The sequence below is a fragment of the Rhodoglobus sp. genome (assembly GCF_053580035.1).
On the sequence record NZ_JBMDVL010000001.1, the window covers coordinates 459,533 to 475,477 of the forward strand.

The 15,945-nt window shown below is 58.8% G+C and carries 16 protein-coding genes; 2 read left to right on the top strand and 14 right to left on the bottom strand.

The window, feature by feature from the left end; all coding sequences use genetic code 11:
* Positions 1-2: 2 nt before the first annotated feature.
* The 4 genes from nadA to recO form a co-directional block, all read right to left on the bottom strand.
* On the bottom strand, positions 3-1,292 hold the full coding sequence (gene nadA, locus ACOH1Z_RS02225) for a quinolinate synthase NadA (protein WP_449646862.1): 1,290 nt from the start codon (positions 1,290-1,292) through the stop codon (positions 3-5).
* Positions 1,279-1,995 carry an NUDIX hydrolase gene (locus ACOH1Z_RS02230; protein ID WP_449646863.1) on the bottom strand — a complete coding sequence of 239 codons (717 nt, stop codon included), beginning with the start codon at positions 1,993-1,995 and terminating at the stop codon, positions 1,279-1,281. The genes nadA and ACOH1Z_RS02230 overlap by 14 nt, the downstream gene beginning before the upstream one ends.
* 81 nt (positions 1,996-2,076) lie before the next feature.
* Positions 2,077-2,889, bottom strand: coding sequence for an isoprenyl transferase (locus ACOH1Z_RS02235; protein ID WP_449646864.1), 813 nt, complete (start codon positions 2,887-2,889; stop codon positions 2,077-2,079).
* Complete coding sequence (gene recO, locus ACOH1Z_RS02240; protein WP_449625403.1) at positions 2,886-3,614, bottom strand: DNA repair protein RecO; 729 nt, start codon at positions 3,612-3,614, stop codon at positions 2,886-2,888. The genes ACOH1Z_RS02235 and recO overlap by 4 nt, the downstream gene beginning before the upstream one ends.
* Before the next feature lie 158 nt (positions 3,615-3,772).
* Between recO and ACOH1Z_RS02245 the strand changes: the two genes are divergently transcribed.
* Together ACOH1Z_RS02245 and ACOH1Z_RS02250 are read left to right on the top strand one after the other, a co-directional pair.
* Positions 3,773-4,540, top strand: coding sequence for an SDR family oxidoreductase (locus ACOH1Z_RS02245; RefSeq protein WP_449646865.1), 768 nt, complete (start codon positions 3,773-3,775; stop codon positions 4,538-4,540).
* 328 nt (positions 4,541-4,868) lie between these two features.
* Complete coding sequence (locus tag ACOH1Z_RS02250) at positions 4,869-5,525, top strand: trimeric intracellular cation channel family protein (protein WP_449646866.1); 657 nt, start codon at positions 4,869-4,871, stop codon at positions 5,523-5,525.
* Between the two features lie 179 nt (positions 5,526-5,704).
* Here the strand turns inward: ACOH1Z_RS02250 and leuA are convergent, their stop codons facing one another.
* The 10 genes from leuA to ACOH1Z_RS02300 all read right to left on the bottom strand — a co-directional run bounded on the left by leuA (position 5,705) and on the right by ACOH1Z_RS02300 (position 15,941).
* Positions 5,705-7,486, bottom strand: coding sequence for a 2-isopropylmalate synthase (gene leuA, locus ACOH1Z_RS02255; protein ID WP_449646867.1), 1,782 nt, complete (start codon positions 7,484-7,486; stop codon positions 5,705-5,707).
* Positions 7,487-7,724: 238 nt separating this feature from the next.
* Entirely contained in the window at positions 7,725-9,119 is a 1,395-nt protein-coding gene (locus ACOH1Z_RS02260) for an ABC transporter permease (protein WP_449646868.1), read from the bottom strand.
* Positions 9,116-9,877: an ABC transporter ATP-binding protein gene (locus tag ACOH1Z_RS02265; RefSeq protein WP_449646869.1), complete on the bottom strand. Its 762-nt coding sequence runs from the start codon at positions 9,875-9,877 to the stop codon at positions 9,116-9,118. Before ACOH1Z_RS02265 ends, ACOH1Z_RS02260 begins: the two co-directional genes overlap by 4 nt.
* 73 nt (positions 9,878-9,950) lie before the next feature.
* The gene (locus ACOH1Z_RS02270; RefSeq protein ID WP_449646870.1) at positions 9,951-10,598 is read right to left on the bottom strand and encodes a response regulator; all 648 of its coding nucleotides are present in this window, start codon (positions 10,596-10,598) and stop codon (positions 9,951-9,953) included.
* Positions 10,595-11,761 carry a sensor histidine kinase gene (locus ACOH1Z_RS02275; protein WP_449646871.1) on the bottom strand — a complete coding sequence of 389 codons (1,167 nt, stop codon included), beginning with the start codon at positions 11,759-11,761 and terminating at the stop codon, positions 10,595-10,597. The genes ACOH1Z_RS02270 and ACOH1Z_RS02275 overlap by 4 nt, the downstream gene beginning before the upstream one ends.
* Before the next feature lie 99 nt (positions 11,762-11,860).
* Positions 11,861-12,760 carry a GTPase Era gene (era, locus tag ACOH1Z_RS02280; protein WP_449646872.1) on the bottom strand — a complete coding sequence of 300 codons (900 nt, stop codon included), beginning with the start codon at positions 12,758-12,760 and terminating at the stop codon, positions 11,861-11,863.
* Positions 12,757-14,067 carry a hemolysin family protein gene (locus ACOH1Z_RS02285; RefSeq protein WP_449646873.1) on the bottom strand — a complete coding sequence of 437 codons (1,311 nt, stop codon included), beginning with the start codon at positions 14,065-14,067 and terminating at the stop codon, positions 12,757-12,759. Before ACOH1Z_RS02285 ends, era begins: the two co-directional genes overlap by 4 nt.
* A 6-nt stretch (positions 14,068-14,073) precedes the next feature.
* A complete protein-coding gene (gene ybeY, locus ACOH1Z_RS02290) occupies positions 14,074-14,535 on the bottom strand; it encodes an rRNA maturation RNase YbeY (protein ID WP_449646874.1) in 462 nt (153 codons plus the stop codon).
* Position 14,536: 1 nt separating this feature from the next.
* Positions 14,537-15,595, bottom strand: a complete 1,059-nt coding sequence (locus tag ACOH1Z_RS02295) for a PhoH family protein (RefSeq protein ID WP_449648180.1) — start codon at positions 15,593-15,595, stop codon at positions 14,537-14,539.
* Positions 15,591-15,941 (bottom strand): histidine triad nucleotide-binding protein, encoded by a 351-nt coding sequence (locus tag ACOH1Z_RS02300; protein WP_449646875.1) that lies wholly within the window; start codon positions 15,939-15,941, stop codon positions 15,591-15,593. Before ACOH1Z_RS02300 ends, ACOH1Z_RS02295 begins: the two co-directional genes overlap by 5 nt.
* Positions 15,942-15,945: the final 4 nt, after the last annotated feature.

Sequence of the window (15,945 nt, forward strand, 5' to 3'; positions counted from 1 at the left end):
GGCTATGCCTCTTTCGTCGCTGCCGGCGGCTTGGCTGCGAGCATGCGCTCCAGGGCAATCCGCGCGGGCGCCGCTACATCATCCGGAACGGTGATTTGATTGAGCACCTCTCCACGAACGAGTCCCTCGAGCACCCACGCGAGGTAGCCGGGGTGGATGCGGTACATCGTCGAGCACGGGCAGACCACTGGGTCGAGGCAGAAAATTGTGTGCTGCGGGTATTCCGCCGCGAGTCGGTTGACCATGTTGATCTCGGTGCCGATAGCAAAGGTGGTCGGCTCGGTTGCGGCAGCAACGGCCTTCTGAATGTAGTCGGTCGATCCGGCCTCATCGGCGGCATCCACAACCGGCATCGGGCACTCGGGGTGCACGATCACACGCACACCGGGGTGGTCAGCGCGAGCTTGCTCGATTTGGCCGACGTTGAAGCGCTTGTGAACGCTGCAGAAGCCGTGCCAGAGAACCACCTTGGCCTCGTTGAGCGTCGCGGCGTCATTGCCACCGAGGGGCTTGTTCGGGTTCCACATCGGCATGAGATCGGTCGAAATGCCCATCTTCTTTGCCGTGTTGCGACCGAGGTGCTGGTCGGGGAAGAACAGCACGCGCTGACCGCGCTCGTAGGCCCACTCCAGCACGGTTGTCGCGTTCGAGCTGGTGCAGACGATTCCACCATTACGACCACAGAAACCCTTGAGCGCAGCAGACGAGTTCATGTACGTCACGGGGATGATCGGCACCCGGCCATCGGCATCCGGCTCGGTGCCGTACACCTCAGTGAGTTGCTCCCAGCACTCCTCGACCGAATCAATGTCTGCCATGTCGGCCATCGAGCATCCGGCGGCGAGGTTGGGCAGGATGACCGCCTGATCGGAGCGCGCAAGGATGTCGGCGGTCTCGGCCATGAAGTGGACGCCACAGAACACGATCGCTTCAGCATTCGGCACGGTTTGGGCGGCGTTGGCGAGTTGGAAAGAGTCCCCTAAGAAGTCGGCGTGCTGCACAACTTCATCCCGCTGGTAAAAGTGACCGAGGATGACGGCACGATCGCCGAGGGTCGCCTTTGCGGCAATGATGCGCGCGTGCAGATCCTCGTTTGATGCCTTCTGGTACTCAAGCGGAAGCTGCCCCTGACGTGGTGCTCCCGTCGGAATCACGTCGCCCATCGATGCGCCAGGACCATAGCTCGGCACACCGAGGTCGAAGGTCCACGGGCCATCCGCTAGCTCAGGAGCGCAGGTTTCGCCGTCTCCGGTCTTGGTAATGCGCTGAATTGTCGAATCAATGGATGACACGAGTGCTCCCTGTCTTTAGATGGCCGAGCGGGCCGTTGTCGACGAGCTCAACGCCCTCGTCATAGCGGTAGAGCCTCGGCGGCCGGTGACGCCCACCCGAGACAACGTGGTTTGTGGGCACCAGTGAGCCCGAGTTTTCGATTTGGCGGCGAAAGTTTGCGGGGTCGAGTTGCCGTTGCAGCACGGCCTCGTGCACGAGTCGCAACTCACTCAACGTAAAGGTTTCCCCGAGGAAGGCCCGCGCAATTCGTGAGTACTCCATCTTGGTGCGCAGTCGCCAGAGGGCGTAGTCAATGATGACGTTATGGTCGAAGGCAAGCTCAGGAAGGTCATCGGCGGCAAACCAGCGAACGTTCTCTCCCTCGGTGGCGCGCTCGGCTTCCTCTTGACGCACGAGCGCCCAGTAGATGATCGACACCACGCGACTGCTGACCGAGCGTTCAACATCGCCAAAGGCGTAGAGCTGCTCAAGGTAGGCGGGTTCGAGCGCGGTGGTTTCGAGCAGATTGCGAGCCGCGGCATCCGCCAAGCTCTCGTCGTTGTCAACCCAACCACCTGGCAGCGCCCACTGTCTGGCAAAGGGCTCGCGCGTGCGGCGAACCAAAGGGATCCACAGTGCGCTCTGACCGGATTCGGGGATGGGGCGCAGCGCGAAAATCACGGTTGATACCGCGAGCGAAATTCGCTGTTCGCTCTTCTGCATCGCCACTCCCTTCAGTAAGAGTCATCTTGACCTGAACACAGAATACACCTTAAAGTCAGCCTGACCAAAACGGTACGACCGCTAGCTGGGAGAGGTATCAGGGGCGTCAATTGCCCCACCGAAGCGCCGTGTACGACCGGCATAAATCTCAATCGCCTGCCACAACTGTTCGCGAGTGAAATCAGGCCACAGCGTGTCCAAAAACACCATCTCGGCGTACGCACTCTGCCACGGCATAAAGTTGCTCATCCGCTGCTCCCCCGACGACCGCACAAACAGGTCAACATCGGGCAATTGCGGTTGGTATAGGCGCTTCTGGATGAGCTTCTCTGAGACGGCAGACGGCTTCAGCCTGCCCGCCGCAACATCATCAGCGATCGATCGCACAGCATCCGCAATCTCGGTGCGACCGCCATAGTTGACACACATCGTCAAAGTCAGGGTGCTGTTGTTTTCTGTGAGTTTTTCGGCAAACTGAAGCTCCTTGATGACCGAAGTCCACAGTCGAGGCCGACGGCCGGCCCAGCGCACACGCACGCCCCACTCATTGAGCTGATCCCGGCGACGGTGCAGCACATCCCGATTGAAGCCCATCAAAAAGCGAACCTCGTCGGGCGAACGACTCCAGTTCTCGGTCGAAAACGCATACACACTGATGTGCTTCACTCCGATTTGGATGGCACCAGCCACGACATCAAGCAGGCTCGCCTCGCCCGCCTTGTGGCCTTCTACACGCGTGAGGCCGCGCGCGTTGGCCCAGCGCCCATTGCCGTCCATGACAATCGCGATGTGCTCAGGTACCGAGCCCTTGGGCAACGTCGGCGGCTGGATGCCTGTCCAGTCGAGAGGACGAAACTCCCCAGCATCTTTGTGAGTTTTTGCTACGCGGCTCATGCGCTCCGATCCACATGCTGAATGGAACGAAGACTGCGCTCCAAATGAAACTGAGTGTAGGCGGCAACGACGCCGCTGGCTTGGGAACGTGACCGCTCCTCAGACGCTTCCGCAACATCCCACTGACCTGCCAGCAAGGCCCCCAGTAGTTCAAGCGTGTCAGGACTCAGTCGTGGCGAACCGGGCGGGGCGACCTCATCAGCCACGACACCACCCATCTGCGCGACGAAAACCGAATGCGGCCCTGGCGCCCCGGTCACCGCACAATCAACAAAACTCGGCGCCCAACCCGCAATCGAGAGGCTCCGCAAGAGGTACGAGTCAAGAGTGAGGCTCGGGTTGTGCTCGCGCCGCGCGAGAGACCGCAGCGCACCAACCAGCAGAAGATATTGCTGCAAGGAGCCATCGTCATCCGTGACTTTGTCTGCCGTCTCGACCATCACGCTTGCGGCGGTATAGCTCGCATAGTCGGCGGTAATCTCGGAACCATACGACCCGAGTGATTCTGCCTGCTGGATGATATCGAGACTACGACCGATATAACACTGGATGTCGGCAACCATAAATGGCTCCAGTCGCGCCCCAAACTTGGAGGCCGTGCGACGCACCCCTTTGGCTACCGCCCGGATCTTGCCGTGTTCACGCGACAGCATCGTGACGATACGGTCGGCTTCACCCAGCTTGTGGGTGCGCAGCACGACGGCTTCATCACGGTAGGTAGGCACGGTTCAAGTATCCCCCGGCATGTTGCGGTTTGCTGTGCGACGGCCCGAAGGCCGAATCGTTTTGGGTTCGTCTGCAGCAAACGGAGCGAGTTCGGAGTAGATTTTGGGCAGAACTGGGAACCTACTCCGAACCTGCACTTGACTTCTAGGAGAACACAATGATTCTTGTCACTGGTGCGACGGGCGCCCTTGGCAGACCGACCGTTTCGCTGCTCGAGGCGACCGGTCATGAAGTGCGATCGCTGAGTCGACGCCCGGGTCCGGGCCGCGTAGTTGGCGACCTGAGCACCGGATCCGGTATCGCTGCTGCACTTTCTGGCGTGACAACGGTCGTGCACTTAGCGAGCGGCGCGAACACCCACGATTCGCACCAGACGCGGCAACTGCTGAGGGCCATTGCCGCGCATCCGGTTGACCATGTGGTGTTCATGTCGATTGTTGGTGTCGACAAGCATGCGCTCGGCTACTATCGCGACAAGTATCTGTGCGAGCAATTCATTGGTGCCTCTGGAGTTCCGTACACAATTCTTCGCGCCACTCAGTTCCATAGTTTCGTGGCGCGCCTATTCATTCCTCAACGCCGGCTGCCCGTCACCATCGTTCCGTCTTTCCGGATGCAGCCGGTAGCGGTGGATGAGGTGGCCGAACGACTCGTCGAACTGGTGGATGCTGGCCCCAGCGGCCGCGTGGCGGACTTCGGTGGCCCGGAGCAGCTCAGTTTTCGGGAATTAGCACACCAGTGGAACTCGGCGCATTCGCTGCGTAAACCGGTGTGGTCATTGCCGGTTCCTGGAGCCATCGGCCGGTCCTTCGCGCGCGGATTTCACCTCGCTTCGCTGCCCGGCGACGGGAAAATTGCGTTTTCTGCCTACGCCGAAGCACACGCCCGCGCGGCGGCTTCGCTTCGCAACTCAGGCGCGAACTAATTCAGTGCTCGAGCGCGAGCAGGAGCACGTGCACGTGCACAGCTCCGACGCGAATTAGCTCACAACGTTGACTCCCGTTAGTCGGCCGCGAGCTCAAATTGCTCCCACCCCTTTCGGAAATTCAGGAGATCCGCGGCGCGCACGAGCGCGGACCCACCAGCTGTGGAGGTCGAGTGCGCAAATCGTTTCGGTTTTCCTGAGTTTCCGAAGGCCGCACCACCGAAAGGCCGCTCGCGTCGGCCCATCGACCCCGATTTGCCGGGCGACGATTGCAGGCTTGCCCGCCGCACAACCGGGCACGACTCACTATGCGTGGTACGAATAGTGCGTGAATGAGACCTTCGAGATCCCTCTGTGGGCCGGACTGTTGGCCGTCGGCGTTGGTGCAATGCAGGGAGCAATGTTTGCGGCTCAGTTTCGCGATCGCCGATTGGATCTACTGGGAGTGGCAATCATCGGCATTTCGACAGGTTTCGGCGGCGGCATGGTCCGCGACATAGTCCTCTCTGAGGTGCCGGTGGTGTTGACCACTAACTGGTATCTCATCGTGGCGACAGGTGCTGCGCTCTTCGGAATGTTGCTTGAGCGCCTCATTTCACGCATGGGGCCCCTAATTACAGTGCTGGATGCACTCACAATTGGTCTCTTCGGCGCTATCGGCACAACAAAAGCGCTCTCATTGGGCCTTCCAGAGGTCCCAGCAATCTTTGTCGGCGTGATCTCTGCCATCGGCGGATCGATCATGCGCGACGTACTCCTGTCGATGCCGATCGCACTGATGCATGTCGGATCCCTCTACGCCGTAGCAGCGACCGCTGGCGCCACCAGCCTCGTGATTATGCGAAGTTTCGACGTTCCCGTATTTGTCGCCGCCACGATTTGTGTCGGTCTCACCGTGGGGGTGCGCGTGTTGGCTGTGCTCTTCAACTGGAGCCTTCCGGAGCAGCGAACCATCAGCGGTATGCCCAAATTTCGCCGTCGATAGCGGTCGGTCGCCGTCGATAGCGGTCGGTCGCCAGCGCTAGCCGTCGGTCGCCAGCACTCACCGTCGGCCGCCAGCACTCGCCAGCGCTCCGAAACGTACTCAAGACCTACCCAAAACCTGCCAGTTAACGGGCACAAGCCCCACGAAAAATAGGTGGGGCTTGTGAGCAAAACCGAACGCTAGTTACTTGCGACCAGTTCGGGTTCCGGAGCAGTGCGGTTTGCGCGAACCCAACGGTTGACCGCTGAGACAATCGCCTTGAGCGATGCCCGTGAAATGTCACCATCGATTCCGACGCCCCACAGTCGTTGACCGTGGATATCGAGCTCAACGTAGGCAGCAGCCTGCGCATTGCTGCCCTCGCTCATGGTGTGCTCGACGTAGTCGTAGAGCTTCACTTCAATACCTTGGCCTTGTGCGGACAGCATGCCCAAGAACGCGTCAATCGGACCGTTTCCTACGTAGCTGGTGTCGATCTCGCTGTCGTCGACGCGCAGTCGCGCTTCGAGGCTCACTTCACCATCGTTGGCGCTTGTCGTCCGTGTCGCCAGGAGCTCGTAACGGCCCCATTTCTGGTCTGCGTGATCGGCGGATGCCGGCAGGTATTCGTCCTGGAATGACGTCCAGATTTGCTCGCTAGAAACCTCGCCACCTTCGGAGTCGGTCTTCGACTGCACAACTCCGCTGAACTCGATCTGCAGTTTGCGCGGCAGATCAAGGTTGTGGTCGGACTTCAGTAGGTAAGCGACACCACCCTTACCCGATTGTGAGTTGACCCGAACAACAGCTTCGTAGCCACGGCCGACATCCTTGGGGTCGATCGGCAGGTAAGGAACAGCCCAGACCAGATCGTTGACGTGCTTGCCTTCGCGTTCGGCCTGAGCCGCCATCGATTCGAAGCCCTTTTTGATGGCATCTTGGTGCGATCCGCTGAACGCTGTGTAAACGAGGTCGCCAGCCCACGGGCTGCGCTCATGAACTTTCAGCTGGTTGCAGTGCTCTGCAGTGCGACGGATCTCGTCTAGGTCGCTGAAGTCGATCTGCGGGTCGATACCTTGCGTGAACAGGTTGAGCCCCAGGGCAACGAGGTCAACGTTTCCGGTGCGCTCACCATTTCCGAACAGGCAACCCTCGATGCGGTCGGCCCCGGCCATGTAGCCGAGCTCTGCCGCCGCGATTCCCGTTCCACGGTCGTTGTGTGGGTGAAGAGAGATGATGACGTTCTCACGGTGATTCACGTTGCGCGACATCCACTCGATGGAGTCTGCATAAACGTTGGGGGTAGCCATTTCAACCGTGGCCGGCAGGTTCAGGATGACCTTGCGCTCCGAAGTGGGCTTGAAGACTTCGAGCACCTGGTTGCAGATATCCACGGCAAACTCGAGCTCGGTGCCGGTGTAGCTTTCGGGCGAGTACTCGTAGAACACCTCGGTTTCCGGGACCATTGCCTCGGATGCCTTGCAGATACGAGCACCATTGAGCGCGATGTCGATAATGCCCTGCTTGTCTTTACGGAACACGACATCCCGCTGCAGCACGCTGGTGGAGTTGTAGAGGTGAACGATCGCTTGCTTGGCTCCCTTGATCGATTCGTAGGTGCGAATGATGAGTTCTTCGCGAGCCTGCGTCAGCACCTGAATGGTGACGTCATCCGGAATCGCATTCGTCTCAATGAGTGAGCGCACGAAGTCGAAGTCAGTCTGGCTCGCCGAGGGGAAGCCGACCTCGATCTCTTTGTAGCCCATCTTGACGAGCAGATCGAACATGATCCGCTTGCGTTCTGGACTCATCGGATCGATCAGGGCCTGATTGCCGTCACGAAGATCGACGGCGCACCAGCGCGGTGCCTGAGTGATGCGCTTCGATGGCCACGTGCGGTCCGGCAGATCAACAGAAATGATCTCGTGAAACGGACGGTACTTGTGGATCGGCATCGAGGATGCTGACTGATTGTTCTTCATTTGGTGCTCCTGCTGCTCTCAAGGCCTTGTGAGCCACTCGTTACGAATCTGGTCAGCCAATGACAAACTCCGCGACGAGTGAGGCCTGGATTAGGACTCGTCGCGGCAGCTAAGGAGGAGCAGACCGAACAACACCATTTCAGAATAGCACTGTGCAGCACTTCGCCGCCCAATCACCAATTAACCCACCTCACGACCCCGCCACAGGTGAAGGGCGGGGCCGTGAGATCAGGCGCGATTATTCGACGGCGAGAGCCTCCACCGGTGTAATACGGGTCACTCGGCGAGCCGGTGCGATTGCCGCGGTTAAGGCGAGCCCGCCCGCAAGGATCACTGTTGCGACAAGGATCCACCACGGGATAACCGGAAGCACGAACACGGCTGAGCCCGAAGTTGACCCCAACAGAGATTGAGCACCCGCCCAGCCGTAGAAGGTCCCCAGAATTAAACCCACTAGGCTCGCCGCGATCGTTAGTTGCGCGCTCTCCACACGGATCATTGCCCGTAACTGCGCAGCCGTGAATCCGAGTGCTCGCAGAAGGCCCAGCTCTCGAGTACGCTGCACAATACTCAACGAAAGCGTGTTAACGAGGCCCACTGCCGCAATAATCGCACTGAATCCAATCAGGATCGAGAAAGTGCTCGACAAGACAGAGAGAGCATCGGCGGCGCCGTCGGACTCCCCATAGGCCGGTGAGATCATGATCAGGAATCGAAAACTCTCCGTAGCGACTGCAAACATTGTGATCAGGGTGACCCCGATTACGAGGCCCAACGTGATGCGAGTGCTCCGTTCTGGATAGCGGAGCGCATTTTTTGCTGCGAGCTCCCCCGACGCTCCGCGCCCGATGAGTGAGCCAACTGCACGCAATACACGGGGCATAACGAACTGCGCACCAAGGATAAAGCCCGTGAATGAGATCACTCCGCCCACGAGTGAGATCAGCATCCCCTGTTGAGTCACTAGCCCGACAAGCATGCCGAGCACCACGACTCCCAGGCCGACACCGCACAGGAGGGTTGACCCCACAACTCGTCGCACAGCTGACTTCCCGGAGTGAGCGAGCGAATCTACGGATGCTCCTAGTGCTTGCATCGGGGTAACGGTGAGCACCCGTCGCGATCCGACCCACGCTGCGAGCCACGTAGTGAGAACTACACCAACGATCGGAAGAAGGGCGATGGGATCAAAGAAGCTGTACGCGATTGTCGGCAGCACATCCGTGGACTGTGCGAACTGGAATATCGCAAAGGCGGTCAGCGCGCCAAAGATGGCGCCAATTACCGCACCGATAGCGCCAACAGCAAGACCTTCGCGCGCAACTTGCTCTCTCTGGCTGCGCGCACTGCCCCCGATCAGTCGGACGAGCGCAATCGTGCGGGTGCGCCCCGCGATCACGGTGGCGAACGTGTTCGCTGTGACTATTGACCCCACGTACACCGAGATGACGATAAACACGGAGGCCAGCACGCTCAGGGCCATCTGAACCCCCGCGCGCTGCCCGTAGTCTTCGTTCAACGTGAGCGAAGTAGCGAGGTTGTTAGTGAGCTGCAATAGGGCGACGCCGAAGGCACTGCTCAAGGCCGCGACGAGGATACTCGAGGCGTGATCGCGAAGATTCAGCAACCTCACGATGCCGTCTCCATCTCCAGCATGAACCGGCTAATGTCCGCCGCGCTTGATCGGCCGCGGTCGTCCACGACGCGTCCGTCGGCCAAGAAAATGATGCGATCGGCATAGCTCGCCGCGATCGGGTCGTGGGTTACCATCGCGATACTTTGACCGAATTCTGCGCTTGCAGCAGCTAGGAGTGAGAGCACTTCACGACTGGTGCGGGAGTCGAGGTTTCCGGTTGGCTCATCAGCAAAAATGAGTTCTGGGCGGGAGCCGAGCGCCCGCGCGATGGCGACGCGCTGCTGCTGCCCTCCCGAGAGCTCGTGCGGGCGATGGCTCATCCGTTCGCGCAACCCCAAGGAGTCGACCAATTGTTCAATCCAGCCACGCTCAGTCGTTGACGGAGACCTCCCATCGAGCTGAAACGGAAGCAAGATATTTTGCTCGATGTCGAGAGTGGGTACGAGGTTGAACGCCTGAAATACGAACCCCACGCGCCGACGCCGAAGCATCGTCAACTCGGTGTCGTCAAGATCAGTGATGTCCGTCGAGCGAAGCCACACTCGCCCCGAAGTCGCCGTATCGAGTCCGGCGAGAATGTGCATGAGTGTCGATTTGCCGGAGCCGCTCGGGCCCATGATCGCGGTGAATTCCCCGGCACGGATGCCCAGCGAAACGTCACTCAGCGCTGTCACCCTTGTTGAGCCTGAGCCATACGATTTTGAGAGGTTTTCGACCCGAGCAATGATCTCGGATCTCCCGCTTGAATTGTCCATGTTTCAAGCTTGTCGCGGTCGACCCACGAGCGAATCAGCCTGCAGTGCCCACCGTGTCATCCTCGAGGATGAGTTAAGCGAGCCCATTCTCATAGGCGTAGACGACAAGCTGAACTCGGTCACGGAGACCGAGTTTCGTCAGCACTCGACTGACGTGAGTCTTAACTGTTGCTTCACTCAAGAACTCTGTTTTCGCGATCTCCGCGTTACTGAGTCCACGAGCGGCCAGTAAGAAGATCTCCCGCTCTCGAGCCGTGAGAGTTTCGAATGAAACCGGCTGGACTCGGGGAGCACTGCCGAAGTGTTCGAAGAGCTCTCGGGTCGCGGCAGCGGCAATGACGCTTGTGCCCGAATGCACCGTTCTAATAGCAGCGAGTAAGAACTCAGGGTCAGCGTCTTTCAACACAAAGCCACTCGCACCGGCCCGAATCGCACGTGCGGCGGCCTCGTCGAGGTCGAATGTAGTCAGCACGATGATGCGCGGATGCGGAGCGTCCGTTCCCTCAAGAATCGCTCGTGTCGCCTCGATACCGTCCATCACGGGCATGCGAAGGTCCATCAGCACTACATCGGGCTGGGTCTCAGTGACCATGCTGATTGCTTCAACGCCGTCGCCAGCCTCACCGACGCACTCAAGGTCGGTCTGGGAGGAGACGAGCATCCGGATGCCTGCGCGGAAAAGTGCTTGATCGTCGACAAGGGCGACACGGATGGCGCTCATCGGACCACCGGCATTGTGACGACGATCTCAAATTGGCTGTCGTGGTCTTGAACGGTCAATTCTGCCCCGGTCAACTGCGCTCTTTCTCGCATTCCGATAAGACCATGCCCCGAGTGCGGTTGCGTTTTTTCTTGGGCGCCCGCACGAGGAGATTCGTAGTCGTTTGTCACCGAAACTGTCACAGTGCTTTCTCCCCAGTCCAGAACGAGTGCTGCGGGTTGGGATGTGTCCCCATGCCGGAGCGCATTGGTCAACGCTTCTTGAACGATTCGGTAGAGCGTGATCTGCTGCCCCATGGGAATCAGCGGAGAATTGCCTGTTTCGGTGACAACAACGTCGAGCCCCGCCGAGCGAATCTGGTCGACCAGCGAAGCAATATCGGCGAGCCCCGGCTGTGGCCCCGCTGTCTGACTGTGCCGCAATTGCCCCAACAGCAATCGAACATCAGTAAGCGCTTCGCGTGCGGTTCCAGAAATTGTTGACAGGGCACGTTCGGCTGAGCCCGGGTCGGCTGCTGACGCATAACGCGCACCATCCGCTTGCGCGATCACGACCGCAAGTGAGTGTGCCACCACATCGTGCATATCTCTCGCGATCTGATTTCGTTCGTGCTCGATGGCTGCAATCTGCTCAGCAACCAGCCTGCCCCGCTTGTTTTCTTGAGAGATTGCTTGAGTTCGCGCGAGCAATCCCGCAGTCCAGCTCAAACAGAGAAGCGCGAGCATCCCTCCAAGAGTGACGGCGAACTGGAAGATGCTGTCTGAGGTCAGCGAAAACTGAATCGATGCCCAGCTCCCCGTCGACGGAGCCCACGAGACGACGAGATAAATCGCCCCCAGTAAGGAACCAACAACGGTCGACACTAACCCGGCAAGCCGCACCCGGCGGGAGCCAAAGCGGGCCGAGGCGAAAAGCACGACAAGAATCGCGAGGTTGGCCCCGTCCACGGGCAGCAGAAAAGCCATCTGGGTAAGCGCCGCAAACCATGAGATTGTCAACGCAATCGCCGGACTCAGCCGCCGCACCGCGAGGGCAAGCCCTAAACCGAGCACAACGAACCACAACGACACAACGTCAATGCCGATAAGCGCGCGCACGGCAGTGGCGACGAGCGCAATACTCACGTCTGTAATGAGAGCGCCACGGGACAGAGTGCGGATCATGACATCAACGCTACGCGGCTGAGGCATCGAAAAACCCGTAATCTGGGCGATCGGATCGCAGAATCATCCTTCCGATGTACACAAGGTGACCACCGCCGACTAGAAGCCGAGACGCCCCAGCTGCTTCGAGTCACGTTGCCACTCCTTGGCAACCTTGACGCGAAGCGACAGGAAGATCTGCTTGCCAACGAGCTTCTCGATCTCCGCACGGGCACGAGCTCCAACATCCTGAAGCCGCTCACCACCCTTACCGATGATGATTCCCTTTTGGCTGTCACGTTCAACGAAGATGTTCGCGAACACTTCGAGAAGGTTCTTGTCTTCGCGTTCGATCATGTCGTCGATCGTGACGGCGATCGAGTGAGGCAGTTCATCCATGACGCCTTCGAGTGCGGCTTCACGAATGAGCTCTGCAACGCGCGACTCTGTCGATTCATCGGTAACGGCATCATCCGGGTAGAGAGCTTCGGAGACGGGCATGAGCTTCACGAGTTCGGTTGACAAAATATCGAGCTGGATGCTGTCAAACGAGGAAATCGGAATGATTTCGTCCCAGTCGCGCAACTCACTGACCGCACGGAGTTGCTCAGCAACACCCGGTCGCGACGATGCGTCGATTTTGGTGACAATGGCCACCTTTTTTGCGCGCGGGAACGAATCGAGCTGTTCGTTGATGTAGCGGTCGCCCGGGCCGATCTTCTCGTTCGCGGGGATGCAGAGACCGATGACGTCTACTTCGCCAAGGGTGTCTTGCACGATCGAGTTGAGCCGCTCTCCCAGGAGAGTGCGCGGCCGGTGCATTCCGGGGGTGTCGACGATGATCAGTTGACCATCTTTTCGATGCACAATTCCGCGAATAGCACGACGGGTTGTTTGCGGTTTTGACGAGGTGATGGCCACCTTTTCGCCAACAAGAGCATTCGTGAGGGTCGATTTTCCGACATTGGGTCGACCAACAAAGGTCACAAATCCTGCTCTGAACTCACTGGCGTCGGTCACTGTGATTCACCGTTCTCTCGTTCATTCGAGATTGAGTCGTACTGATTGTCTAGAGAAGGGTCTTTAGCAACGAGCACTGTGCTGATGCGTTTGCGCCGCCCTTCGGTGCGCTCGGCCGTGAGAACAAGTCCGGAATAGTGCGCTACGGCACCGCTCTCCGGCAGTCGGCCCAACGTTTTCATGATGAGACCACCAACAGAGTCGACTTCGTCATCATCAAGTTCGAGTCCGAAGAGGTCGCCCAGTTCGTCAATGGGCAATCGCGCGCTCACACGGTAGGTGCCGTCGGCGAGTTCTTCGAACTCTGCGACCTCGCGGTCGTACTCGTCTGAGATATCTCCGACAAGTTCTTCGATGAGGTCTTCCAATGAGACTAGCCCTGCGATGCCGCCATATTCGTCAACGACCATGGCGAGATGATTCGATTCGAGCTGCATTTGGCGCAGCAGGCTGTCAGCGCGCTGCGACTCGGGCACGAATAGTGCAGGCCGTGCTAGTTCTCGTGTGGTCAGTTTGTCTGCCTCGATGGGTTGTTCGTAGACGACTCGTGCGACATCGCGTAAGTACAGCACGCCCATTACTTGGTCGATGTCTTCGCCGATTACGGGAACTCTCGAAACACCGCGACTCAGGAAAAGCCCCATCGCGGCGCTGGCGGTAACATCGGCCTCTACCGTCACCATGTCGGTGCGCGGGATCATTACTTCACGCACGACTGTGTTGTTGAACTCGAATATTGAGTGGATGAGATCGCGATCGTCCTGATCCAGAACTTCGTGTTCTGTTGCTTCGTCGACCATGCTCAGCAGTTGTTCTTCGCTGGAGAATGTAGCGGTGCGAGGTCGCCCGGGTGTCACTCGGTTGCCGATTGCGACGAGGGCATCAGCGATCGGTCCCAAGATGACACGGATGCCGCGAACAACGGGGGCTGCGATCTGAACAACTTTGCGCGAGTGTGCTCGTCCGACGCTCCTGGGGCTGGAGCCGACGAGAACGAACGAGGCGCCGGTCATGATGAGCGCACTGAACAGCAGGGCAAACCACCACTGTTCAAAGACGGAGGCGAATACCAGCGTTACAAGAACTGCAGCGGTCGTTTCGAGCACAATTCGCATGAAGTTGAGCGCGTTGAAGTGCGCGCCCAGATCTTGCGAGATCGCCAGAATGGCTTTCTTCGCGCGGCTGCGGCCAGCCAGTTCGACGAGGTCGCTCCGACTCAGCACTGTCAGTGCCGAGTCCGCCGCCGCAAGCAAACCACCGAGCGAAACGAGGATGATCGCTGCGGTGATGAATATGCCGTTCAGCATGAGCGGCTACCTACTTCGTTCGGCTAGGGCAAAGCCCAACAGGATTTCGCGCTGAAGGCTGAACATCTCTTTTTCTTCGTCAGGTTCTGCATGATCGAATCCGAGCAAGTGCAGCAGGCCGTGAGTTGTCAACAAAAGCATTTCCTCGAGGGGGGAATGCCCGGCAGTTTCGGCCTGGGAAATGGCGACCTGAGGGCACACCACAATGTCACCGAGTAATCCGGCGGCCGTTTGGCGCTCTTCTGTTCCCGGGCGAAGCTCGTCCATCGGAAAGCTCAACACATCGGTGGGACCCGGCTCGTCCATCCACTGCACATGAAGCTGCTCCATTGCTGCTTCGTCGACAAAGACGATGCCGAGTTCGGCATCCGGGTGAACATGAAGCTGGTCGAGAGCAAAAGTGCAGAGGCGCTGAAAGGCATGCTCATCTACGACAATGGTCGACTCGTTGTTGATTTCAATTGACACGCTATCGTCCCTCGTGATTGCGGCTGCGAGCTCGCGGTCGGCTCTTGCGGTTGTAGTCGTCGAGCTGCTTCTCAGCATCGTAGGTCGTGTAGGCATCAACAATCTTGCCAACGAGAGTGTGACGAACAACATCTGCACTCGTGAGTTCAGCAAAGTGGATGTCGTCAATATCTTGCAGAACATTCGAGACGAGCTTGAGCCCGCTCGCTCCTTCTGGCAGGTCGACCTGAGTGATGTCACCGGTGATGACCATCTTCGAGTCGAATCCCAATCGGGTGAGGAACATCTTCATTTGCTCTGGAGTGGTGTTCTGGGCCTCGTCGAGCACAACAAACGCGTTGTTGAGGGTGCGACCTCGCATGTAGGCGAGCGGCGCGACCTCGACTGTGCCTGCCGCTAGCAACTTAGGAACCAGTTCTGGATCCATCATGTCGTTGAGCGCGTCATAAAGCGGGCGCAGATAGGGGTCAATCTTGTCGGTCAGCGAACCGGGCAGGAAGCCGAGCCTCTCCCCCGCCTCGATGGCTGGGCGGCTCAAAATAATGCGATCAACTTCTTTGCGCTGCAACGCTTGAACGGCCTTCGCCATTGCTAGGTACGTCTTGCCGGTTCCGGCTGGGCCGATACCAAATACGATGGTGTTGTTGTCCATCGCTTCGACATACTGCGACTGCCCCAGCGTTTTAGGGCGAATAGCTTTGCCCCTGGCGGTAAGAATTGTTTGGCCAAGGAGGGCGTTGGGGCTGCCCTGACTCTGACGCAGGATGCTCGCTGATGCATCAACTTCTTGAGTGCCAAGATCATGACCATTGCGAACCATTGCGATGAGTTCGTCAACGAGTTCTTCGGCAGCAGCAAGGGGAACCGGATCCCCGGTCAGGGTGATCTCGTTTCCACGGACATGCATTTCTACATCGGGAAATTTACTTTCCACGACCCGGAGCAGTCGGTCTTGGGGACCAAGCAACTGCACCATAGCAACGCCGTCTACTTCGATTGCCACGCTCTCGCGGTCCTCCGGAGGCGTCGTTTCGGTACGTGCGGACTCAGAGTCACTAATGACCAAGGGTGCCTTCCTCGAGGTGTCCACCGAGCACGTGAGCGTGAACGTGGAACACTGTTTGACCGGCACTTTCGCCGGTATTGAAAATCAATCGGTACTCGCTATTGGTGTGCTCGTCTGCGAGTTGCTTGGCTACTGCGACTAACTCGGCGAGCAAGGCCGGGTCGCCGGCCGCCAACTGGGAGACGTTAGCGAATTGCTCGGTTTTGGGAACAACGAGCAAATGAACGGGTGCTTGCGGGGCGATGTCGCGAAACGCAATCACGGAATCTGACTCGAAGACAATATCCGCGGGAATCTCGCGAGCGATGATCTTCGTAAAGATCGAAGGTGAATCAGACATACCT